This is a genomic window from Epibacterium sp. HA2-3 (assembly GCF_055693725.2).
In genome coordinates this window covers 858,702-881,218 of record NZ_CM172490.1, presented here as the reverse complement: position 1 = coordinate 881,218, position 22,517 = coordinate 858,702, and the positions used below count along the sequence as shown (strand labels likewise).

At 59.7% G+C, this 22,517-nt stretch carries 11 protein-coding genes and 1 tRNA gene; 6 read left to right on the top strand and 6 right to left on the bottom strand.

Going from position 1 to position 22,517, the window contains the following annotated elements; translation table 11 throughout:
• Positions 1-2: 2 nt before the first annotated feature.
• The 3 genes from ACZ1HH_RS04090 to ACZ1HH_RS04080 all read right to left on the bottom strand — a co-directional run bounded on the left by ACZ1HH_RS04090 (position 3) and on the right by ACZ1HH_RS04080 (position 10,616).
• Positions 3-4,748 (bottom strand): OmpA family protein, encoded by a 4,746-nt coding sequence (locus ACZ1HH_RS04090; RefSeq protein ID WP_472635940.1) that lies wholly within the window; start codon positions 4,746-4,748, stop codon positions 3-5.
• A 133-nt stretch (positions 4,749-4,881) separates the two neighbouring features.
• Entirely contained in the window at positions 4,882-6,672 is a 1,791-nt protein-coding gene (locus ACZ1HH_RS04085) for a C1 family peptidase (RefSeq protein ID WP_472635939.1), read from the bottom strand.
• 1,160 nt (positions 6,673-7,832) lie between these two features.
• Positions 7,833-10,616, bottom strand: coding sequence for a methyl-accepting chemotaxis protein (locus ACZ1HH_RS04080; protein WP_472635938.1), 2,784 nt, complete (start codon positions 10,614-10,616; stop codon positions 7,833-7,835).
• 588 nt (positions 10,617-11,204) lie between these two features.
• On the opposite strand from ACZ1HH_RS04080, the gene ACZ1HH_RS04075 reads away from it, so the two are divergent.
• From ACZ1HH_RS04075 to ACZ1HH_RS04055, 5 genes are all read left to right on the top strand, one after another.
• Positions 11,205-12,284 carry an ABC transporter ATP-binding protein gene (locus ACZ1HH_RS04075; RefSeq protein WP_472635937.1) on the top strand — a complete coding sequence of 360 codons (1,080 nt, stop codon included), beginning with the start codon at positions 11,205-11,207 and terminating at the stop codon, positions 12,282-12,284.
• 4 nt (positions 12,285-12,288) lie between these two features.
• Positions 12,289-13,221 carry an ABC transporter permease gene (locus ACZ1HH_RS04070; protein WP_416368132.1) on the top strand — a complete coding sequence of 311 codons (933 nt, stop codon included), beginning with the start codon at positions 12,289-12,291 and terminating at the stop codon, positions 13,219-13,221.
• Positions 13,214-14,014 carry an ABC transporter permease gene (locus tag ACZ1HH_RS04065; RefSeq protein ID WP_416368131.1) on the top strand — a complete coding sequence of 267 codons (801 nt, stop codon included), beginning with the start codon at positions 13,214-13,216 and terminating at the stop codon, positions 14,012-14,014. The genes ACZ1HH_RS04070 and ACZ1HH_RS04065 overlap by 8 nt, the downstream gene beginning before the upstream one ends.
• A gap of 67 nt (positions 14,015-14,081) precedes the next feature.
• Positions 14,082-15,107, top strand: a complete 1,026-nt coding sequence (locus ACZ1HH_RS04060) for an ABC transporter substrate-binding protein (protein ID WP_011538180.1) — start codon at positions 14,082-14,084, stop codon at positions 15,105-15,107.
• Positions 15,108-15,184: 77 nt separating this feature from the next.
• The gene (locus ACZ1HH_RS04055; RefSeq protein ID WP_472635936.1) at positions 15,185-16,852 is read left to right on the top strand and encodes an amidohydrolase; all 1,668 of its coding nucleotides are present in this window, start codon (positions 15,185-15,187) and stop codon (positions 16,850-16,852) included.
• Between the two features lie 77 nt (positions 16,853-16,929).
• On the opposite strand, the gene ACZ1HH_RS04050 is transcribed toward ACZ1HH_RS04055, so the two are convergent.
• Both ACZ1HH_RS04050 and ACZ1HH_RS04045 read right to left on the bottom strand, forming a co-directional pair.
• Positions 16,930-19,347 (bottom strand): YbcC family protein, encoded by a 2,418-nt coding sequence (locus ACZ1HH_RS04050; RefSeq protein WP_472635935.1) that lies wholly within the window; start codon positions 19,345-19,347, stop codon positions 16,930-16,932.
• Positions 19,348-19,361: 14 nt separating this feature from the next.
• Positions 19,362-20,912 carry a proton-conducting transporter transmembrane domain-containing protein gene (locus ACZ1HH_RS04045; protein ID WP_472635934.1) on the bottom strand — a complete coding sequence of 517 codons (1,551 nt, stop codon included), beginning with the start codon at positions 20,910-20,912 and terminating at the stop codon, positions 19,362-19,364.
• 111 nt (positions 20,913-21,023) lie between these two features.
• On the opposite strand from ACZ1HH_RS04045, the gene ACZ1HH_RS04040 reads away from it, so the two are divergent.
• Positions 21,024-21,935: a LysR family transcriptional regulator gene (locus tag ACZ1HH_RS04040; RefSeq protein ID WP_472635933.1), complete on the top strand. Its 912-nt coding sequence runs from the start codon at positions 21,024-21,026 to the stop codon at positions 21,933-21,935.
• 125 nt (positions 21,936-22,060) lie between these two features.
• On the opposite strand, the gene ACZ1HH_RS04035 is transcribed toward ACZ1HH_RS04040, so the two are convergent.
• Positions 22,061-22,135 (bottom strand) — tRNA-Val (locus ACZ1HH_RS04035).
• Positions 22,136-22,517: the final 382 nt, after the last annotated feature.

Genomic DNA, 22,517 nt, shown 5'->3' with positions numbered 1-22,517 from the left:
CATCAATTTGTGGCAACACTCAGCGGATAGTCTACGTTGAGCGAAAGCGCCGGGATCTGCGGGCGTTGCTGGCCCTCGGTCAACTCCGGCACCCGCGAGGAGGTAAACAGCACCAACTCCTGCAGAGAATTGAATCCGTTGCGATCCCCGACACGGTTGTCTGCAAGACCACGCAGCCCCTCGAGAAGTGCCGCCGTAAAGGCGCCGTGTCCGCCGCCAAAGCTCTCGTCTTCAAAGCTGAGCTCTGAGCCGGAGGAAGAGGCAAACACTACGGCACCTGTGCCCTTTGTGAGGTTTTGCACCGCATCCTCGGCCACCACCCGCTCGCTGCCCGCGCCAGAGTGGCAGATGTCGAGCAACATCAGCGCATTCTGATTGAGCGGGCGGTTCTCGAGGTAGTCGCGGAACCGGTCCACGCTCATGCCGGTATAGGGTTTGGCCAAATCGCCCTCGTGGGTCATGAAGTAGAGCTCCTGCTCCTCGTCGACCACGCCATGCCCGGCCAGAAACAGCAGCACGACATCATCATCTGAGGATTGATCGAGAAACTCGTTCATCTGGATACGGACGTTGCGTTCGGTGGCCTCGGCGTCGGTCAGAACCTTGGTCTCGACCCTGTTAAACAGCTTGCCCTCCTGCGCTTCCATCAGCTTGGCCAGCTCGGTTGCGTCGCGGTCGGCAAAGTTGAGGTTCTGGCTTGAGCGTTCGTAGTCCGAGACACCAACCCCAAAGAACCAGAGCGTTTGGCCAGAGGGTTTCTCGTCCGGGGCCTCGCCGCCTTCGCGCATGATTTCGAGCGTCTGCGTCTGGATGCGCGCATCGCGCCATACCAGCGAGGCCTCGATCACGTTGCGACCCGGATTGAGGTCAAAGCGGCGACTGAAACCCACGGTCTCCTGCCCGTCAAAGAACGCCTCTTCCTCAAACCCGCGAGATTTCAGAACCCGGCGCCCGTTGAGCGTATATTCGATCTCGGGGTCTGCGAGGTCCACACTGTCCTTGACCACCTCAAGTTCGACCACAAAGGTCTCTTCCTCTGTCGTGCTGCGCTGAGGCGAGATCAATCGGACCGCATAGGGCGCCTCAAACACATCGGCATCCACGTCCACACCATCATCCGGCAGCGCCTCGCCCTGGGCGATGGCCTCCAACAGGTTGCGGATCAGGCCGGGGCGTTCGTAGTTCTCCGAAAGAGCCGAGAACGGAAGGTAGTTGTCGCCAAGTGACCAATAGACATCCTCGGTGCCTGCCAGCGACGCTGTGTAGCGCCCGTCCGGGGTATAGGCGATCCATTCGCCGTTCTTGCGCGGCGCAATGGTCAGCGCCTGTTCCATTTGGTTCAGATCAATAAAGATCAGCTCGTTGCCCGTGGTGAGACCGATTGCCAGATTGCGATCTTCGTGGGTTTCCAGATGGCGCAGGTTATGCGGAAAGGTCAGTTCCTTCCCATCGAGCGCCACGTGATCCCAGAACCACTCCAGCGTGCGTCCATCTGCAAGCGCGATTTCGTAATTGGCACTGGGTGTCTCGCGGCCCGTGTTCTTGCCAGTGTTGGGATCATGCAAATACCAGCGGCCCTTGCCTCGGAACTTGAGCGCCTCGCCCCCCTCGGCCCAGTCCATCTGGAAAAACCGCGCCTCCGCCTGAAAACTGGTCACTTCGCTGTTGCGCTGGGGATCATAGATGGTGACCACGCGGCCATTGGTGGTGCCCTGCTTGAACCCTGCCATCCAGGACGAGGTCACCGCCAGCTTGCCATCGTCTGACAGGCGGACATAGACGGCCGGATCATAGATATCATTGTAGCGCACTGGCTCTGACACGATGTCAAAGCGCTTCTGCATCACCACATTGAGCGTTGCCTTCTCGATCACATAGATGTTGGAGACCGGGCGCTGGAACGGCCCCTCCCCTTGCGGCACAGTCCCCACAGCAATGTGGGTGTCGTTTTCACGCATGCTGTAGGGCGTGCCGTCGATCTGCTTCACCACCTCGCTGCGGAAGGTGGTGGTGTCAAAGCGCAGCATCCGCCCATCTTCGTCAAACGTAAACAGAACCGAGCCATCCGCACTGAGCGGCTTCCAGGTCTGGTATACCTCCCCTTCGATCCGATGCACGCGGCGCCCGGTCTTGATGTTCCAGACGCTTGTGCCTTCGCTGTCACGTGAGAGCACCAGATCCTGTGAGGGCACCATGGTGAGGCCACGGCCCTTGTGCGCCGCGCCGTCCTTGCGTTGATCAACACGCAGGTTCTGGGTGTCGAGATAGACAATCTGATCATCCAGCGTAGTGACGTAATGCTGCCCGTCCGGCGTGAAGCCACCATAGTGAATCTTTTCCGGGTCGCCCTCAAATGTGGCGGTCACATTGAGGCTCGGCACATCCACGAGCGCCAGCCGGGTGGTGTTGGTGAAGGTATCGGCGATCATAACCTTGGGCTCTGTGGGATGCGCAATGAGATTGAAGGTCATCGCAGGCATCCGCTTGCGCGCGACCTCGCGCCAATCCGCAGTTGCCCAGACGATCAGCTCGTAACTGTTGTTCATGACCACCAGATACTTCCCATCCGGCGTGTTCGCGAACCCATGCACGCGGCCCGCGTTGCGCAGGGTGGTGACGGGCCGAAGCGATTGCGCATCACGGACCACCGCCGTTGACGTGCGCGGCGACTTGGTCACGATATGCGCGCCATCCCCGGTCCAGATGATTTGCTCGGATCCCCGGATGGTGCCCATCTTGGTGACCGCGCGAAACTGGCGCGTGGCCATGTCATAGACCCGCAGGTAGCCGTTGCGATCACTAAAGGCCACCGCATCCGAAAAGGGCGACCAGGAGATTTCATCAATCTCGAGCGCGTTGGGCAATTGGCTGTGCATGAGCCCGGTGCGCATATCGTAGATATAAAGCAGATTGTCCGTGACCCCCGTCACCCCGACAAAGGACGATTTGACCGCGATATAGCGCCCATTGGGCGAGATTTCGCGCGAGCTGCCTCCAATAGGCAGCTGGTGAACCCGAAGCATGCGTTCCAGGTCCCAGACCTGTGCCGGCGTATTGCCGGTCACTGCAAACCGGCCATCCGGGCTCAACGTAAGCGACCGCGCATCAAGCCAGCCTGAGGTCGAGATCTGCGGCGCCGAGATATTGCCGTAGGGACGGATTTCAACCCGACGGTTGATCTGCTTGCCGCCCTCTGTCGCGTTGGTCGCAAGCGGGATGCGCGGACCATATCCAACGGTTTGCAACCGCTCCGGCGCAATGCCCGCATTCTCGACAAAATAGCGCTCAACCGATTTGGCGCGCGCGTCGCTCAGCGGCAGGTTGATCTTGTCGCTGCCGGTGCTGTCGGTATGGCCCTCAATGAGAAATACGTAGTTCTCTGCCCCGCGCGCTTTCAGCGCATCGGCGGCCTGGCGCAGCACACCAAGGCCCGCTTCACGAATATCTGCTTTTCCGGTGGCGAACTCCACCGTCACACGCAAGCTGTCGCCAAAGCGCTGCTCCCAGTCCTTAAGAAAAGGATTCTCTGCAAAAAAGCGATCCCGCTGCCCCTGAAGCCGCAACGCATTTCGGATACGGTTCTCGCGCCCCGCAATCCAGTTTTCCGAAAAGCCGCCATAGTCCTTGGCGCGCTGAAGAAGCCGGTTGGCCTGATCGAAATCACGCGCGTGGACACGGTTGTCGACGTAATCGCCCAGAATGTTGCGATAGGCCCTGCCATTCACCGAGGAGAGGTATTTCTCAAAGACCGGAACTGCTTTGTCATATTGCGCGGATTCATTGGCAAAGCGGGCATATTGGTTGATCGCATTGTCCAACTCCCCCTGCGTTGGCGCCATCTCGATCGCGCGCATCCCATAGCCCTCGGCCTTTTGGGGATCGAACTTGAATTCGCTCCACGCCCAGTTGGCGGCGATCAGAACATGATAGTTGTTGGGAAAATCCCGAAGCCCCTGGTTCAGGACCGCAATCCCCGCGTCAAAGTCGTCGTTGCCGATCGAACCAAAGGCATCATGCGCAGCCTCGGGCGATGGGTTCATCTGATAGGCTGCACGAAACAGGCTATGGGCGTCCCGCGGCAGGTTGAAATCTTCCCAAAGGATCTTTCCGATATGGCGCAGCGCGCCATCGCTGCGGTTGGTATTGGCCCAGTCGATTGCCTCACGAATGGTATTGAGACGGGTATTGCGATCGGCCCGCTCCGCGCTCAGCACGCGCAGGCGATTGTCGAGCCATGCAGTCAAAGCATCCGGCTGCGTCGAGCGGCGCAGGGCCTGCTCAAAGTAGCGGTCTGCCGCACGGCGATCCCCGTTGCTGCGGGCCAGAACCCCGCGCACATAATCATAGACCCAATCCTGCGCTGGCCCGGTACGTTCGTAGGTTGCAAGCCAATCAAGCGCCGCCGCCTCGCCTTGACGGTTCTTGAGGTTAAAAAAGGCGTATTGCACAAAAAACGCGTGATGCGGCCAGGCTTTGGCCCCTTCCAAGTAGTAGTCGAATGCCTCTTCATAGCGTTTCTGGCGCTCAAGCGTGTAGCCGAGGTTGGTAAAACCAAGACCGAGCGAGGGGTCGCGCCTGATGCCCTCTTTGTAAAGTTGTTCGACGTCTTTGAGAGCCCCGCCGCTCTGATCCAACGCCCAGGCCCGCGCCACATACCCAGCCGGGGTATCGGGGTGTTTCTCGGCAATCCAGCCCCGGATCTGCGCCCGCAAGGCGCCACTGTCGCGCGAGACGGACAGCTCGATCAATGCGCCAAGATCCTTCCCTTCGCAATATCGGCACTCCAGCGCCTGCACTGACGCCCCCCACGTTAAGGGTAAGATCAGCAAAAGGATGACTCGGAATAGGGCAGTTCGGATCACGGAACGTCTCCTGTAAGGATCAGTTGAAAGTCAGTCTGAATTGAAAACTCCGGCGCGCGGCATTGCCCGCTGCGTCGCGTGTTTCAATTTCGATGGAATGGGGACCGGGCCCTTCGGGGAGCTCGATCTCGGCGCGAAACGGTCCGCGCGAGGAATAGCGGCTGCTCAGAGCTCCGTTGACACGCAGGGAAGCAATCTCGCTTTCATCCTGCGCCATGCCCTCGAGGCGGAAAAGACGGCTTTGCACAGGGATCACCGCATCCGCGCTGTCAAAGGCCTCGGGCGCCGGCTTGGTGAGCACAATCAGTGGCGCCTCACGATCGGCTTGCGTGGGATCCGGGGCAATATGGTCGATGCTCAGGACCAGAGCCGCCACATCCGCCTCCCCGCTTGCGGCTTCGAAACCGATGCCTGACGCGAGCAACTCCATCTCATCTTGTGGCACGAGACGGTTGCCAAGCGCACTGCGCAGCCGTGCCTCCACGCTGCCGGACCCACGCGCCATACGCATCGCGATGGTTTCCGGATCGAGCGGCGCCTGCGCGTAAAGCAAGACATAGTAATCGGTTCCAACCGTGTCATTGAGCCGGGTGAAATGCTGCTCTGTCGGCCCCGGCAACAGCATCGTGGTCCCGCCATGGGTATAGGGCGTCATCCGGTCGCCGCGGGGAAACAGGCTCACATAGTCGCCGCTGGAATCGCCCCCGATCACATAAAGCGCACCGTTGAATTTGCTTGAGGCCTCGACCCGAAAGCGCGTGCCCGATGGCAGGGGTTTGCGGATTTTGTAGCCGCCTGGGCTGCGCGTCACGTCCAACTCATTGCCCGAGAGATGCAGCACCCGTGCACTGCCCGCCATATCGACCACCCGAGGCGGCGGAGGTGGATCAGGCGGCAACACCTCATAGCCCTCATAGACGAAAGCGTTGAAATCCTCGTATGAAATCCAGAAATAGCCGCGGTTGCCCCATCCCGCACTCCAGGAATTGACCACTTCGAAAGCGCCGCCACCGCGGGTGTCATCATACCCCACCACGGTCATCGCATGCGCCCCCAGCGTGTTGCTGCGCAGCTCACTCCATTCAGTAGAGGTTGGCTGCCAGATGCCGCTGCCGCTGTGGCGCATGAACCCATCGCCCACCCCCATGACGATCACAACCGGATTGCCATTGGCCAGCGCGCGCCGGGTTGCGACGTGCTTGTTGCGGCCATAGCCCCCCCAGAGGCGTGAATAGCCTTTGATCCGGAACTGGCTCGCTTTGTCGCGCAGACTCGCCGAAGGCTGTGCCGTGCAGGAGTATTGATCATAGGGAAAGTCGCGCAAGAGCGAAACGCCCTGCCGCTGCATCAGCGTCAACGCCTCTGCGACATAAGACCCGTTGCAGCCAGGCTGGTGGATCTGGTTGAACACATAAGACGGCGACAGCACCAGGTCGCGCAGCCGATCAGTGTTCTCAACCTCGAGATCCTTGGCCTTGAGCAAGGTGCGCGCCGCATAAGCGGTGGCCCAGCCCACACAGCTGCCCTGCTGACCCTGATCGCCCACCGGGGGTACAAATCGTTTGAGCGACAGCTGAGGTGGGGCGCTCAGATAATCCCCCCGCGCAAGCGGTGCGGACTTTGGCACCGCCGCATAGACCTCTGGATCGGCGACAGCACCCAGACTATAGGTCTGTGCCTGAGCTTTCGATGGGGCCAGCGCGGATAGACCCAAAGACATGAGCCCACAGGTGGCCAGGCCAAGCGACAGACAAACCGCCGCAGATTGCGCGGTACGACCAAGGCCCCGGATCGTCGAAGAAGAAACCAAAATTTGCCTTCCAAATTGAGCGTCTCGGGCTCAGACCGCCATAGGCGACGTAGCCCCGCGTGCGAGAAAGGGATGAGTAGAACAGGTGCTGGGGAGCAAAAACGTGATGGATGAAACCAAAATGGCGCTTGCACCCTGAAACGACAGGCAAGCGCCGGACTGTATATTCTACCCGGCCGCTTTGGATGCACCCCGATCGACAATCGCCATAAACCATCCCCCGTTTGTGTATCTTTGCGTCGTCCCAGCTTTCTATCCTTACGGCTCTGTTACGTCAGGTCAAGAATTTGCACGCCTTGCCTCACCTGGCCGAAGATATGAGGAACACGGCGATACCGCGTGATGCGAAGCTGCGCGCCCTGCGGTTGGGAAACTTGATGGCGTCCATACAGACAATCCGTTTCGGCTTGCCACGGAGTTCGCAAGGCTCGAGACCTCGGGCACAGCTTCACGTCGCAGTACCAAACTGAAGCCTTTTCACCAATTCGGAAACGCTCAGAACCGACCTGGTCTGAGCCGAGACAAAGACTGGATTGCTAACGCGCCTCTGCGCGGCAAATGCGAAATGCCCGAGTTGCTTTCGGCCCCCCCCAAGCGGGGGCAAACGAAGCAAAGCCAATGGACAATTCTTAGACAGGCACCTTTGGTCGATTCTCTGGTGTCTACCGCGCACCTCTTGCAGCGGCTCAGCTTCGCGACCCAGACGATGCCCCAACACCTTTGACTTCCATAGGCCTGCGCTTCGAGGTTCCTATTATCAGTGAATTTCCTCGCACCCCAGTGAATTTCCTCGCACCAATGGGCCCAAGGTGAGCATTAAAGATCGCATCATGGTTCGAAAACACCATGTGTGTCGCTGGCGGCCCAATGACGCGAGGATAGGCTTACGTATTCCTCGTGTCTTGTTCTCAAAGAAAATCGCGAAAAGTATCAGCATCCGGCACTTGGAGTATCTGGTTGTTTCACCTGAAGTGACGCAATGATGCAGAGTTTTGAACGATGGGCATCACGTTGCCCGTCTGCGCCAAGTCACCTCGCGCTGAGGCGCTGTTGCATCACATTCCTCAAACTTTGATCAGCTACGCGCGTTTCAAAATGCCCAATAGGGTCGACGCATTCGAGCACCCGACGCAACCCGATTCAGGCCCTCAAAGGGTCTTTTACGTCCCGGTTGCCTGAGTGTCGTCGCCATCAAAGTCGGACCAGTCTGTCTGCTCCGGGACAAAGGGCTCTTCGACCTCGGTGGCCTCCCACTCGATGTCCTGTGCATCGCCCCAGCTTGTGGGGGCAAGCGCCTCTGATCCGGCGTCCTCGCCCACATCCCCAGCGCCCGCGGCAGGGGTCCGCGCCGTATTTGCCGTCTGGAACCGGGCCACCAGATCCGCAAGCGTCTCCGCATCCGTGTTCAGGAGCTGGCTCGCCGCAGTGGCCTCCTCGACCATGGCAGCGTTTTGCTGTGTCACCTGATCCAGCTGGTTCATACCCGTGTTGATTTCCAAGAGCCCCGTGGATTGCTCCTGCGCACCGGTGGCGATCCCGGAAATCAGCTCAGAGACATGACTCACGCGGTTCAGGATGTTGTCCAGCGCCTCCCCGGCCTTGCCCACAAGATCAACACCACGCTCCACCTGTTTCGAGCTGTCGCTGATCAGGTTCTTGATTTCCAGCGCCGCATCCGAAGAGCGCTGCGCAAGGCCCCGCACCTCGGAGGCCACAACCGCAAAGCCACGCCCCGCCTCCCCGGCCCGGGCCGCCTCGACACCGGCATTGAGTGCCAAGAGGTTGGTCTGAAAGGCGATATCGTCAATCACCGAGATGATCTGCGCGATCTTGCCCGAACTCTGTTCGATCTCGGTCATCGCCGAAACCGCGCTGCGCACGATATCGCCACTGGCTTCGGCCTCGCTGCGCGCCTCGTTCGAGGTGCGTTCCACATCGCGCGCGCCTTCCGCGGCAGAGGTCACGCTGGCCGTCATCTCATCCAATGCGGCGGCGGTCTCTTCGAGCGTCGCGGCCTGGCTTTCGGTGCGATGCGACAGGTCCTGCGAGGCCTGGCTGATTTCCGAGGCGCCGTTGCGAATGGAGGCAGAGGTGTCGATCACCTGGCCGACGGTGTCATTCAAGGTGTCGAGGGTGCGGTTGAAGTCGAGCCGCAGCCGGTCATAGCCCTCGCCGAGTTCTTCGTGGATGTGGCCGGTCAGATCCCCGCTGGAGAGCCGCTCCAGCCCCGTGCCCAGCGCCTCGACCGCCTTGGCCTGCACCCGTTCGCGCTCCTCGCGCTCGGCGGCCGCCATCTCTTCGAGCTCTTCTTTTTCGACGATCCCATCGCGAAACACCGACAGCGAGCGCGCGATCCGGTAAATCTCCGTGCTGGTGCGTTCAAACCCGGTAACAGGGCTGCGATCCCCCTCCGCAAGCCGTTCCGTGCTCGCACTGATCCGGTTCAACGGACGCAGGATCAGAAGCTGAATAACGGAAAATATCGCAAGGAAACACACGCCTGCAACGGCTGCTGAGACAACCAGGTCCCGCACCATCAACTCGACTTCATCAAAGATTTCATCCGTCATCACATCGATTTCACTGAGTGTGCTGGCGGTGAACTCCGCAGCGCGCTGGGAGATCGCCTCGACCGAAGTGCGTGCATTGAGGGTGGCCGCGTCTGATGCTTCTGCAGCTTTGATGCCTTTGATCTGAAGAGCTGCGAGGCCCGTTTCGGGATCATTCAGATCGCTCAGGCGCGAGAGGAACTCGACAACCCGCCCATCGCGAAAATCCTGATACTTTGCAAAAAGGGCGCCTGCTTCAACCATTCCCTTCTCGGCGTCACTTACGCTGGCTTCGTCATCGGAAGTAGCCGCATCAAGAGCGGCAACCTGGAACATGTTGATCGCGATCCCGATCTCAACCAGCTCTCGCAGAAAGCCCACCTCATTGGTGAGCAGCAACTCGAGCGCCTCGCCGTTCGCATCCTTCGCCGCGTTAACCGATGCCAGCAAACTGCGCATCTGGGCGTTGATTGCCGTATCAATGGCTTTTGCTGTGTCGGCGCGGGCGCTCAATGCAGCCTTGCGCAGGGTTTCGGAGGGAAACAGGCTCTGCGCCAGCACCGTCTCGAGCGTAAACACAGCCGTAATCAGGAGTGAGGTGTCAAAAGTCTCGGGAGCGCGTTCGCTGATAATGTCTGTGATTTCCAAGAGACGGTCGCGCGACTTTTCAGCCATGGCCTCTATCTGGGCCAGGGTCTCGGGGTCTTTGGTCCCTCCGGCCGACACGGCGGCGCCGGTCAGCAGATTGAGTTCGGCCTGGGCCTCCAGCAGGAGCGATTGATTGTAAAAATCCACCTCGACCAGACGCGTGACCGTATTGTCAATTTTCTGATCTGTCGCCTCGGCGCCCTGTCGCAATTCGATGGCGGCAGAGCGCGACAGTTCCGTCATGACGACGCTGAGTTCGCTGATGATACTTTGCATGTCGCGTACTCTGGCCTCGATCTGGTCATCACTTGCAAAAGTGACCCTGCGGGCCTCGGCAAGATCCGCGAGAGCCTGGGACACCTCATCAAGGCTAGCGGAAAACTGGGGTTCGATCTCGTCGTTGAGCTCTGCGATCGCACTGCCCAGCGCCGTGCGCGCGGCGTCCACCTCGCCCATGGCCTGATCGATGCCCGCGGCATTATCCACCACCAGCATGGTAATCATGCTGTCTTTGGCCATATCGGCCGCAAGGGTGATGTCTTGCGAGACTTCGAGGTCGGGAAGGTTTTCGTCATTCAGTTCGGTAATATGCCCGGAGACCTGCATGAGCAGCCCATAAGTGATATAACCAAATAGGGTAATGCCCGCGGCCAGAAGCACCAAGACAGCACTGAGTTTAGAGCGCACACTGCGGAAAATACCAAATTTGCGGCGAGGTCTTGATTGGACTTCAGACGGATCAGACATTTTCACACTTCACTTTTTGACCAAACGGCGCGCGACGCGCCTTGATGTGACTGAACATGAAAACTGACTGTGTGCCCGCAACGAAGGCCAAAGGCCCGGACCTTAGGCCATCGGTTCTTTGACCGACCGTTCCGGGCTTCGCAGCTGAGGTTTCACTTGCTCATCAGAAACCCTGCGCCACAGCGCTTAATGACTAATAAATCAGCAATATAAAAATCCGGAATCAGAGTTTTTTTATCCTAGCGTTGCGAAGCGCTTATGGTTCTCTCTCAAATTTGGCAGGCTAATCTACGATCCAAAGCCGACCTCTTTGCACCTGTGATGGAATACACGCGACGCTTTTAGGAGGCACTTATTCAGGGCTTTGGTCGCAGGCCTTCTCATTGCAGCATCAAGCGTGTCCGGATTGGGCCTTCCTGCGGGTTTTGCGGTAAAATATAAAAATCATTGACTCCCAATTTGATCAAAATGCAAGCTGGAAGAGCAGATACCAAGAGGAGCCGTAAGACGCCCTCAGCGTTCATTTTGAAATATTTCAGGCTTCAAAGGGCGTGAATGACGTCCTTGCGGCCAACAAGGGACGTTTGCATGATCAAAATTGATGGCCTAACCAAGATATTTGGCGAAGGCGCAGAGGCTTTCACCGCATTGGATGATGTTTCTCTCACCATTCAATCCAATGAATTTTTTACGCTCCTTGGTCCTTCCGGCTGCGGAAAAACAACGCTGTTGCGCATGATTGCCGGGTTTCTGGATCCCACTCGTGGTCAATTGATGCTCGACGGCAAAGACCTTTTGCGACACCCCCCGCATCAGCGCCCAGTCAATACGGTGTTTCAATCCTATGCGCTGTTTCCGCATATGACCGTTTCAGAGAATATCGCCTTTGGACTTCAGATGCTTAAGCGACCGAAGGCGGAAATTGCCGCAACCGTCTCGGAGATGCTGGAGCTGGTGCAGATGACGGCGATGGCCGACCGGAAAACCGCGCAGATTTCCGGTGGTCAGCAACAGCGCGTGGCGCTGGCCCGTGCCCTCGCGCCGCGCCCCAAGGTCCTGTTGCTGGACGAGCCTCTCTCCGCACTCGACTTCAAACTGCGCAAGGAAATGCAGCTCGAACTCAAACGGCTTCAGCATGAAACCGGCATCACTTTTGTCTTTGTCACCCATGACCAGGAAGAAGCGCTGACGATGTCGGACCGCATCGCGGTGATGAATGCGGGCACCATCCGGCAGATCGGCGGGCCGCGGGACATCTACGATCATCCGGCCGAGCGGTTCGTGGCCGACTTCATCGGCGACACCAATTTTCTGAAAGCCCAGATGGTATCTTCCACCGAAAGCGGTGCCTTGGTCCGGCTCGCATCGGGTGAGGAAATCCTGGCCAAGGCTCCGGAAGGGGGCGCCCCTTCCGCAGGGCAGGCGGTGACATTGGCGGTGCGCCCTGAACATGCGAGGCTTTGCGAACGTAGAGACGCGCTGTTGATCGGAACCTTGGACAACGTGGTCTATTTCGGCACCGACACCCACTATCACGTCACAATGGAAGGGGGCGGCACTTTTATCCTGCGGCGGCAAAACCAGCCGGGACAAACGCAGACCTTGGCGATCAATGACACTGTGGGGGTGTGCTTTGCGCCTGACACCGCGCAGATCCTGAAGGATTGAGCCCATGCAGGATCCCGCTCTCACTGCCCCGCCCCACCCCGATCCGCGCGCCCGGCGCGAGCGGCGCAGCCGGTGGTTGCTGCTCACACCTGCACTTGTAATCCTCAGCCTTGCCGCAAGCGGGCCATTGCTGGTGGTGGTGATCTACTCATTCCTCACCCCCGGTGATTACGGCGGTGTTGAATGGCGCTTTACGTTGGAGCCCTGGTTCAACGTGGTGGCCGAGCGGGACTTTTTCACCGAAGAGCTGCAACTGGCGGACGCGCATCTTCTGGTGTTCTGGCGCTCTATCAAGCTCTCGCTGATGACGGCGTTTCTCTGTCTGATCGTGGGCTTTCCCACCGCCTATTTCATCGCCACGCGCCCTCAGCACCGCCGGGACATGTGGATGCTTCTGATCATGATCCCCTTCTGGACCAATCTGTTGATCCGAACCTTTGCGATCATGGAGCTTATTCGCAACCAAGGCACCATCAACACGCTGTTGATGGCCAGCGGGCTCATTGATGAGCCGATCCAGATGCTGTTCACAGAGTTTTCGGTTCTGATCGGGATGACCTATGTCTATCTGCCGCTGATGATCCTGCCCATCTATGCCTCGATGGAGCGGCTCGACTTCGATTTAGTGGAGGCGGGCTATGACCTCTATGCCAGCCGACTGGACGTGCTGAGGCGCATCATCTTCCCCTTGGTGAAACCTGGCGTTGTGGCTGGCTCCATTCTGGTCTTTGTGCCCTGCCTTGGCGCCTATGTCACCCCACGCGTGCTGGGCGGCGGCAAGCAGCTGATGCTGGGCAATCTTATCGAGCTGCAATTTGGGCAGTTGCGCAACTGGCCCCTTGGCGCCGCGCTGGCGCTGACGCTTTTGGCGGTGGTGATGGTGGCGCTGGTGTTCTACGTGCGCGCCATCGGGCGGGAGGGCGAAAGCGATGTCTAAAGGATTTGATGTTCGCCGCCAGACGGGCTTTACAGCAATCGCCATCGCCTGCTTTGTGCTGCTGTACCTGCCGATCCTACTTCTTGTGGCCTATTCCTTTAACGCTGGCGACTCCATCGCAATCTGGGAAGGGTTTTCCTGGCGCTGGTACGCGTCGGCCTGGGATAACGAACAGGTCAAGGATGCCACGATCCGCTCTCTGATCCTTGCGACCTGCGCGTCGGGTGTCGCAACCACCGCAGCGGTTTTGGCGGCACTGGCCACCACCCGCAGCAAGCCCTGGCGCGGGCAGACCGTGGTCTTTGCAATGGTCAATCAACCGTTGATGGTGCCGGAGATCGTCACCGCGGTCTCGCTCCTCATTGTGTTTGCCAGCGTCAAATCCTTTACCGGCTATACCGGGCTTGGCTATCTGATCCTCGCACATTCGGCATTTTGCATTCCCTTTGCCTATATGCCGGTGCGGGCACGATTGCAGGGCATGGATCTGAGCCTCGAACACGCGGGCGCTGATCTGTATGGCACACCGTTTCAGGTCTTTCGCCACATCACCCTGCCCCAGCTCTGGCCTGGAATTCTCGCCGGAGCGATGCTGGCCTTCGTGATCTCTCTTGATGACGTGGTGATCACCGAGTTCGTCAAATCCGCCGGACAGGACACCTTGCCCACATATATGCTGGGACAATTGCGCCGTGTGGTAACGCCCGAGATCAACGCCATTTCCACCGCCCTATTGGCGATTTCGGTCCTGATGGTGACCGCTTTTTACTTTGTGAACAAAGTCCGAAAATAGCTCAAAAACCATGAGCCAGAGACAACTGGCCGCCCATAAACCCAACATCCGACAGGAGAAATGACTTATGAGACATCTGATTGCAGCCACAACGCTTGCGACCGTCTCCGCGACGGCGGCCATGGCGGAGGGACAGTTGAATATCTACAACTGGGGCAATTACACCAGCCCGGAATTGATCGAGAAGTTCGAACAGGAGTTCGACATCGACGTCACCATCACTGACTACGACAGCAACGACACCGCACTGGCCAAGATCAAGGCAGGTGGGCATGGCTTTGACATCGTGGTGCCGTCTGGCACCTATGTGCCGATCTTCATCGGCGAGGGCCTGTTGATGAAGTCGATGCCCAACCAGATGGAGAACTTCAAGAACATGGACCCGCGCTGGGTCGATGTGGATTTTGATCCTGGCCGCGACTACACCGTGCCCTGGCAATGGGGAACCGTGGGCGTCACCGTCAATACTTCGGTTTATTCAGGCGACATCAACTCGGCGGCGCTGATCTTTGATCCGCCAGAAGAGCTGAAGGGCAAGATCAACGTGGTGCCGGAGATGCTCGACGTGATGGGCATGGCCATTCACTACATGGGGGGCGAGCAATGCACCGCCGACAAGGACATGCTGGCCAAAGTGCGCGATAAACTGGTCGAGGCTAAAAAGGACTGGCTCTCCATGGCCTATGGCAACATCGAGAAGTTCGCCAAGGGGGACCTCGCGGCTGGGGTCAATTGGAACGGCGCCTCATTCCGGGCACGGCTGCAAAACGATGACATCGCCTTTGGCTATCCACAGACCGGGTTTTCGATCTGGATGGACAACGCCGCGATCCTCGCGGATGCGCAGAATGTCGACAATGCCAAACTGTTCCTGAACTATATCATGGCTCCGGAGAACGCAGCGCTTCTGTCCAATTTTGCCCGCTACGCCAATGGCATCAAAGGATCTGAACCCTTTATGGATGCGGCCATGGCAGAGGCCTCCGAGGTGGTTATTCCCGACGAGCTGAAAGATGCCGGCTATCTCGCCAAGACCTGCCCACCCGACGTGCAGCGGATCTATTCCAAGATCTGGACCGAAGTGACCAAATAACCCCGCAGAAGGGGCGTAACAGCCCCGGGGCGCGCCAAATCGGGGCGCGCCCCCACCCCAAAACTGGACTCCGCGTGATGACCATCCCTCCTCAGACCGTGATCCTGAACGGTCGCCTGATCACCTTTGACCCCAACAGCCCCTTTGCCGAGGCGCTCGCCATCACCGACGGGCTGATCTCTGCGGTGGGCACCACCGCCGAAATCCGTGCTCTTTCCGCGCCCTCCACTCGCGTGATTGACGCCGCCGGGAGCACCGTGTTGCCGGGATTTATCGACAGCCATGTGCATCTCTTTGGCGGCTCAGTCGAACTCGCGTGCCTGGATCTCACGGGTGTTCAGGGGGAGACAGAACTGACCGAGGTCGTGCGCGAATGGGCCGCCAAGAACACCGAAGATCGGCTCGTCTTTGCGGTTCAGGCCGATTACGCCATTCTGGGTGAAGGTATCAAAACCACCCGTCAGGCGCTGGATCGCGTTTTGCCCGATCGTCCCTTTGCCATGTATGCGCCCGATCATCACACGGTCTGGGCCAATACCGCCGCGCTGGAGGCCGCAGGGCTTCTTCATGGTGCAGAGGTCGAAGCGGGGGCGCAAGTGGTGATGGGCACCGATGGCCGCGCGACGGGCGAACTGCAGGAGCCTTCCGCCTATGCGCCGGTGCTGCGCATGACCCGCCACGCGGGTCGGGACATGATGGGGCTGGTAACGGGGGCCGACCCGGTACCAGCAGCCACGCCCGCCGAACGCGCGCTAGACAAGGCAGCTTTGGAACGTGGCCTCAAACACTGCGCCAGCCACGGCATCACCGGGTTGCACAATATGGATGGCAATTTCTATCAGCTCGAACTGCTCTCCGAGATGGAGCGGGACGGCACGCTCTTATGCCGTACCGAAGTACCTTTTCACTACAAGAGCCCAGATCCGCTCGACCGGTTTTCCGAAGCGCAAGACATGCGCCAACGCTTCAACAGCGATATGGTCTGGTGCAATCGGGTAAAGATGTTCATGGATGGCGTTGTCGAGAGCGGCACCGACCTGATGCTCCGACCCTACCCCGGCACCGATCATATCGGCGACGCGGTGTTTGAGCCGGAGCACTTCAACGAAGCCTGCATCCGCGCCGACGCCATGGGGCTTCAGATTGCCACCCATGCGATTGGCGATCTTGCCGTGCGCCGCACGCTCGACGGCTATGAGGCCGCCCAGCGCAGCAATGGCCGGCGCGACAGTCGCCACCGGATCGAACACATCGAAGTGCTGCACCCCGACGATCTGCCCCGTTTCAAGGCCTTGGGCGTCGTCGCCTCGATCCAACCAGGGCATGCACCCTTTGGAGGCTATTTCCCTCCATCGGGCGTGGGGGCAATGCTGCACCCGGACCAGATCCCGCTCGCATACGCATGGCAGGACATCCGCAACAGCGGCGCAAAGGTCATTTTCTCGACCGACTGGCCCGTAATCCCCGTCGACGTGATGCCCACGATCAAGGGCGCGGTTGCGCCGCATTCGCTCGGTGCCCCGTGGCGAGATCAATCACAGAGCCTGATGGATACGCTCGCCAGCTACACGGTCGAGAACGCATGGGTGGAATTCAATGAGGCCCGCAAGGGCATGTTGAAACCGGGTATGATGGCAGACATCGTGGTGATGGATCACAACCTTGAAGCCATGGATCCCCAGTTGCTCGATCAGTCCCGCGCAGCCTTTACGATCTGTGGCGGTCGCCTGACCTGGGAGGCTTGATTACCCCCGCAAACAGGTAAGAAAAGCCCCGAGCGTCAGAGCGACGTTCAGGGCTTTTACCTATCATTTCCAATGAGTTACTCGGCCGCCAAGGCGCTCGGCGTGGACTGTGGGGCATCAAAGCGCGACCATTTCAGATCTCCGCGATAGCGCCAGGCCAGCTTGCCCTCGTCATCCATCGCAATGAGATGTAGCCAGCCATTGTCAAAGAGTGCCCGCACGCCGGGGTGCCGCGAGAGGATCTCTGACATCGCTTCGCGTGGCGCCTCGATCACGACCGAGAGCCGCAGCGGATCATGCTGCACCTTGTCACCGTCATGCACCGACTGCCACGGCAGGCCCGCGCGGGGTGCACCGGTATTGCCCTCAAGCACGCCGATGCCTCCGACGACGTTGTGCAACAGCTTGTTGCCGCCACCAAACTGCGCAGGCGCTACGGTAGAGCCATAGTATTGCAGGCTGATCCAGCTTGCGACCACCACCGGAGCCGTAAGGATCAGTTCCAGCACGCCGAAGCCCTCATCGCGCTGCCAGACGTAGTTGTGCAGGAACGCCTGCCCGCCAAGATCGGCGCCGCTGGTGCGTGCACGGGGGGCCGCCACAAAGGCGCGACAGCCCGCAAGGCCCCATTCCGGCCGGGTCTCGGCCCAATCGCGGGCCCGCATATGGACCGATGCTTCGCTCGAGGCCCGGGGCAACCGCTGGGCGCGCTCAGCCCGTGCCAGACGTCCGGCCTCGGTCAGCCACCCCTTAAGCTTTCCCCGTGTCGCCTCGGAGATCTGCAGCGCATAGGAGGACAGATCCTGCTCGTAGAGCGTGACCTCATCGGTTGTGGTGTGATGCAGCGCAGGTAGGAACACCGTGTCAGAGGGGATTTCGATCCCCTGATCACGCAGGCCTTTCTGCACGTCCCGGTCGTTCAGGAGCGCCGCCAGAAGACGCGCGTTCACGTCCCCGGCATGTCCACCGCAGGCCCCACATTGAAGCGCGCTTTCATGCGGGCTGTTGGTCACATCGGCACCATGGCCCGCGAGAACCACAAGCTTTGCAAAATCGCTGGTGAGCGACATCGCTGTCAGCACCGTTTTTGCCATCTGAATGCGGGTCGCAAGGCTGATCGATGGGTCAAGCGCAGGCGCAGGCTCCGCCTTGGTTTTTCCGCCCAAGAGCAACGAGTCCCGGATCAGTTCACCTGCATAGAGCGGCCCGCTTGCTTCGACAAAGGCAAAGGAGGACACCGCGGCCAACTTGAACCGGCCCCAGGCCCGCTTGGCCCGCGCACTGTAGCGCCGGTCAAGATCAAGCTCTTCGGCCTCCTTCGCCTGTGAGGAAACGCCCGCCTGCAGCAACACAGGGCCGCGCGTCTCGACCACATCAGAGCCCGCCGCCTTGTGCGCGCTCGCGAGACCAAAGAATCCGGCAAACCCGAGGGTTTCGATCTGCCGATCCTGAGCCTCGAGCGCCCGACGGAACACCTCGGAGCGCACGTCGATACAAAAGGCCGCCTGTACCTCGGCGCGTCCGTCAACCGGTTGCGCTGCCCCCGACTGCAGTGTCTCGGCAAGCCGTCTCTGTTCGGCCCGTTCTGCCGCGTCCTGCCAGATCGCATCAATGACCAGATCCGGCGTCGGCGTCACCGGCGTGCGATGCGCCGCGACCACTTCTGCCCAACGTGCGGAAATCTGGTCTTCATAGAGCGCAAAGAGCGCCTCATCAAAGACCATCCGAATGGCCAGAAGCTCGGTCACGGTACTGTTCTGCGCGCCGTTCAGCTCGTCCTGCCACAGAAGGTAGCGACCATATTGAGCCCAGCCGCCTAGCGTCATCAGCCAGCGGTGAAAGGCGGTCGACGCGGCTTCGGTGCCGAGGTTCAGCCGCTCAGACGCCCGTCCGATCGCCCGCCAATGCGAGCGGTTGGTAGCCGCCACAAAGGCGCAGAAGCCGCTCAGACCTTGAATTTCCGGCGTGAGATCGCGCGCGGCAAAATCGCGCCATGCGCTGAAAGTGCCGCCAGTCTTGGCCTGCTGCCAGAGCGCCTGCCCCTCGTCAAAATGCCCTGCGGCCCATGCGCTGATCCGATCCTCGATCAGGGCAGGCCAATCCAGTCCCGACACATCCGCCGCAAGCTCTGCGACGGTCGGCAAGGCTTGTGGAGTGGGCGATGGAACCGTCAAGGCGGCTTTGACGTCGTCAAGGCTGGGGCAGTTGAACCGCCCCTTCAGTGCTGCGAGGGCCTCGGTCAGGTCGGTCTCAGTGATGTCGCCTGCCTCAAGCTTGGCCGCCCAATGCGCCCGCTCCGGCATGATCTTGGTGCCTCCGACCCGCGCCAGCCGTGCCGCTGTCACCGCGAGCGGCTCCTCGGTTTGGCCAAGGAAGGGGTTGACCGCCACGCTCGAGGACAGCGGGAACAGGGGCGGGATGGCCTTGGCTGCGTCATTCGCGGTTGCAACCAGTTCGAGCAACGCGGCGGGATATGTTTCTAGTTTCGCAAACATTGTCTCGTGTCCTTTCAGGTTGCAGCGCGCTTGGACCAACCGTCCAGCAGCTTGTCAAAGATCGCATTGGCATAAAGCCCGTTGGTCAGATGGACCCGCAGACCTGCCGCGGCTGGATGCGTGGCCCAGAGGGGGAAGGTCGATTGTGCAATCGCCACCAGGCCAAAGCTTAGGAGAGCCAGCACCAGCAGTGCCCATTCCAGCGGTCCAGGTGCGGGGGTTACAGGCAAGGTCCCCTTGGTCAGCGACACGGCGATCACCTGCAGTGCGAAGTAGCTCAGCGATGTGGCCAGCGCATAGACCACGGTGCGACGCATCAGGGCGCGCGGTGCTTCGTCAGCAAAGCCCTGCGCCAGAAGATAGGCCACACCAAAGATCAAGATCACACCCAGCGCGATGGCCTGCGCCGATTTCCCGTCAAAGCCAAGACCAAGCCCCACCAGCGCGTAGATCGCAATGGCGCTCAGAAAGGCCTGGGCCACATTGCGCAGGCTTGGCACCGCGACCGGGCCGGGCCGGCGGATCTTGGCGACATTGCGCACTGCTTCTCCCGAGCGCAGGAAGGCATGCGCCTTGTAGAGCGAATGGGCCACGATATGCAGCAGCGCCAGCGGGAAGAGCGCAAGGCCACACTGCATAATCATGAACGCCATCTGCGCAATGGTGGACCACGCCAGCGAGGTTTTGACTGCGGGCTGGGTGAGCATCACAAGTCCGCCAAAGAGCGCTGTGAACCCGCCCAGCATCACCAAGAGCGCCATCACCCCCGGGGCTAGAAGCATCACGTCAGCAAAGCGGATCAGAAGAAAACCTCCAGCGTTGATCACCCCGGCATGCAGGAGCGCAGAGACCGGTGTGGGCGCTTCCATCACCTCTGTGAGCCAGCCGTGCATCGGGAACTGCGCCGATGCGAGAACAGCAGCGATCGCCAGGAACAGGGCCGCGCTCATGGTCAGCCATGTGGCCGTCGCGCTCTCCAGAATGGTCGCGATGTCGGTGGTTCCGGTCGCGACAACCAAGAGCACAAATGACACTGCCAGGGCGACTTCGCTCAGCCGGGCCACAAAGGCCTTCTTGCGCGCCGCCCGCTGCGCCGTGGCGCGTTCGGGATAATGCAGCAGCAGTTGGTTCAGAAGGAGGCTGGTCATCACCCAGGCTGCAAAGACCTGTACCAGATTGCCTGCCATCACCAACAGCAGCACCGTCGCAAGTGTCGCGGCCATCCATGCGGTAAAGGCCCCCTGCCGCTCTTCACCGTCCATATAGGTGCGCGCATAGCGCAGGACGATCCAGCCGATAAAGCTCACCAGAACCAGCATCACAACGCTCACCACATCCAGCCGCACCGAGATCCCGATGCCAAGTGCCCCCACGAGCGCGGAGGTGCCGGGGCCTTCCATCGCCAGCAGCGCAGAGGACACCAGCGCGCCGCCAAAGGCCGCCAGCGCGGACAATTCTGCCACAAGCGGCACCCGTCCCGGTCGCTTGCCCGGATTGCGCGCCGCATAAACGGCAGCGGCCAGCAGAACCAGCGGGCTGAAGAGGGGCACGAAGAGATAGGACATGATCTCACTCCTTAGAATTTCGGGTCAACGACCTGAGGAGATCAACTAGGTCAAAACTCGCGACCATAAAAATTCATTGTTTGGATGATTTCGTTCGCTTAAATAGAACGCATGCCCCTGAACTATCATCACCTGCGTTATTTCTGGGCCGTCGCCCATGATGGCAACCTCACGCGCACGGCGCAGCGACTGAATCTGTCGCAATCGGCGCTGTCGGTGCAGATCAAAAACCTTGAGGAGCGCCTTGGTCACGCGCTCTTTGAACGCCGCGGCCGTCAGTTGCATCTTACTGAGGCCGGTCGGATCACGCTCGATCATGCGGATGCGATTTTCTCGACAGGACAAGAACTTGTGGCGACGCTCACCGGCGCTGTCCAAGAGCGAAAGGCCCTGCGCGTGGGCGCGCTGGCAACCTTGTCCCGCAACTTCCAGATCGAGTTCCTACGCCCCATGCTGGCACGGCAGGACGTGGAAATCATCCTGCGATCCGGTAGCCCAACCGAGCTCCTGGAGGGGCTCTCGACCCTCAATCTCGATATGGTTCTGATGAACAAACCGCCGCCAAATGACAGTTTGACGCGCTTCGACACCCATCAGATCGGGGAACAACATGTCAGTATCGTCGGCACCCCGACCCGACTGGATCCGACCAAATCACTTCGAGATCTTTTGGCAGAACAGCCCTTTATCGTGCCGACAATGGACAACAGCGTGCGCACGGCCTTTGATTCCCTGGCCAGCCGTATGTCGGTGCGCCCTCAGATCGCCGCAGAGGTCGATGACATGGCGATGATGCGCCTGCTTGCCCGCGAGGACATCGGGCTCTCCTTGGTGGCACCGATCGTGGTGAAGGATGAACTAACCTCGGGGCTTCTGAACGAGGCCAAGGACCATTTGCAGATCAAAGAAACCTTCTACGCGGTCACGTTGCGCCGTCGCTTCCCCAATCCGCTTGTCCAGGATCTGATCAAGATCACTGCTGATCTCGCCCCCTTTGGCCGAGGAGACTCGGAGCCATCCTAACGCGACCGAAGCACGGCGCCCAAAATGGCTTGCGCGAGAGAGACGATATGCAAAACGCCACCAAATTCACAGCCCAAGGCACCACACTGGCCTGCTGCAGTTGATCTGCGAAAAAATGGAGTGGATGGTGGGTGATAAGAGATTTGAACTCCTGACATCTTCGATGTGAACGAAGCGCTCTACCACTGAGCTAATCACCCGTGAGGCCGGTGTTTACCGATCTCCTCACAGCTTCGCAAGAGGGGAAACAGTAGTTTTTGAGCTCCACGCCGATTTTGCAGGGCAATGCACGCGAATGCCATTTGGAGGCGGGGTGGCACAGGCAAATGATCTTATCAGATGACCTGCGTTCGGCATCTTTTGCCGTAGTAGGCGTTAAAGGCCGCATGTCCGGGTGTCTGTTCTGGCGCACGAGCCTTGACCGCGCTCTACGTGTTTGGGGCGCTGCCCCTCTTGGCCTATGGCCAATTCACCCCGGGATAATTCTGGTCAGAAGAAGTCCGGATGGCGCGTCAACTTCTTCTAACTTCCAATATCCCGGAGCGCGAGGCAGAGCCTCGCTTCTTCTACAAAAAAGGCGCC

Excerpts from the sequence above, each read along its gene's own strand:
- ACZ1HH_RS04045 (WP_472635934.1), bottom strand. The coding sequence starts at position 20,912 with ATGTCCTATCTCTTCGTGCCCCTCTTCAGCCCGCTGGTTCTGCTGGCC.
- ACZ1HH_RS04080 (WP_472635938.1), bottom strand. The coding sequence starts at position 10,616 with ATGTCTGATCCGTCTGAAGTCCAATCAAGACCTCGCCGCAAATTTGGT.
- ACZ1HH_RS04040 (WP_472635933.1), top strand. The coding sequence starts at position 21,024 with ATGCCCCTGAACTATCATCACCTGCGTTATTTCTGGGCCGTCGCCCAT.
- ACZ1HH_RS04075 (WP_472635937.1), top strand. The coding sequence starts at position 11,205 with ATGATCAAAATTGATGGCCTAACCAAGATATTTGGCGAAGGCGCAGAG.
- ACZ1HH_RS04050 (WP_472635935.1), bottom strand. The coding sequence starts at position 19,347 with ATGTTTGCGAAACTAGAAACATATCCCGCCGCGTTGCTCGAACTGGTT.
- ACZ1HH_RS04065 (WP_416368131.1), top strand. The coding sequence starts at position 13,214 with ATGTCTAAAGGATTTGATGTTCGCCGCCAGACGGGCTTTACAGCAATC.
- ACZ1HH_RS04055 (WP_472635936.1), top strand. The coding sequence starts at position 15,185 with ATGACCATCCCTCCTCAGACCGTGATCCTGAACGGTCGCCTGATCACC.
- ACZ1HH_RS04060 (WP_011538180.1), top strand. The coding sequence starts at position 14,082 with ATGAGACATCTGATTGCAGCCACAACGCTTGCGACCGTCTCCGCGACG.
- ACZ1HH_RS04070 (WP_416368132.1), top strand. The coding sequence starts at position 12,289 with ATGCAGGATCCCGCTCTCACTGCCCCGCCCCACCCCGATCCGCGCGCC.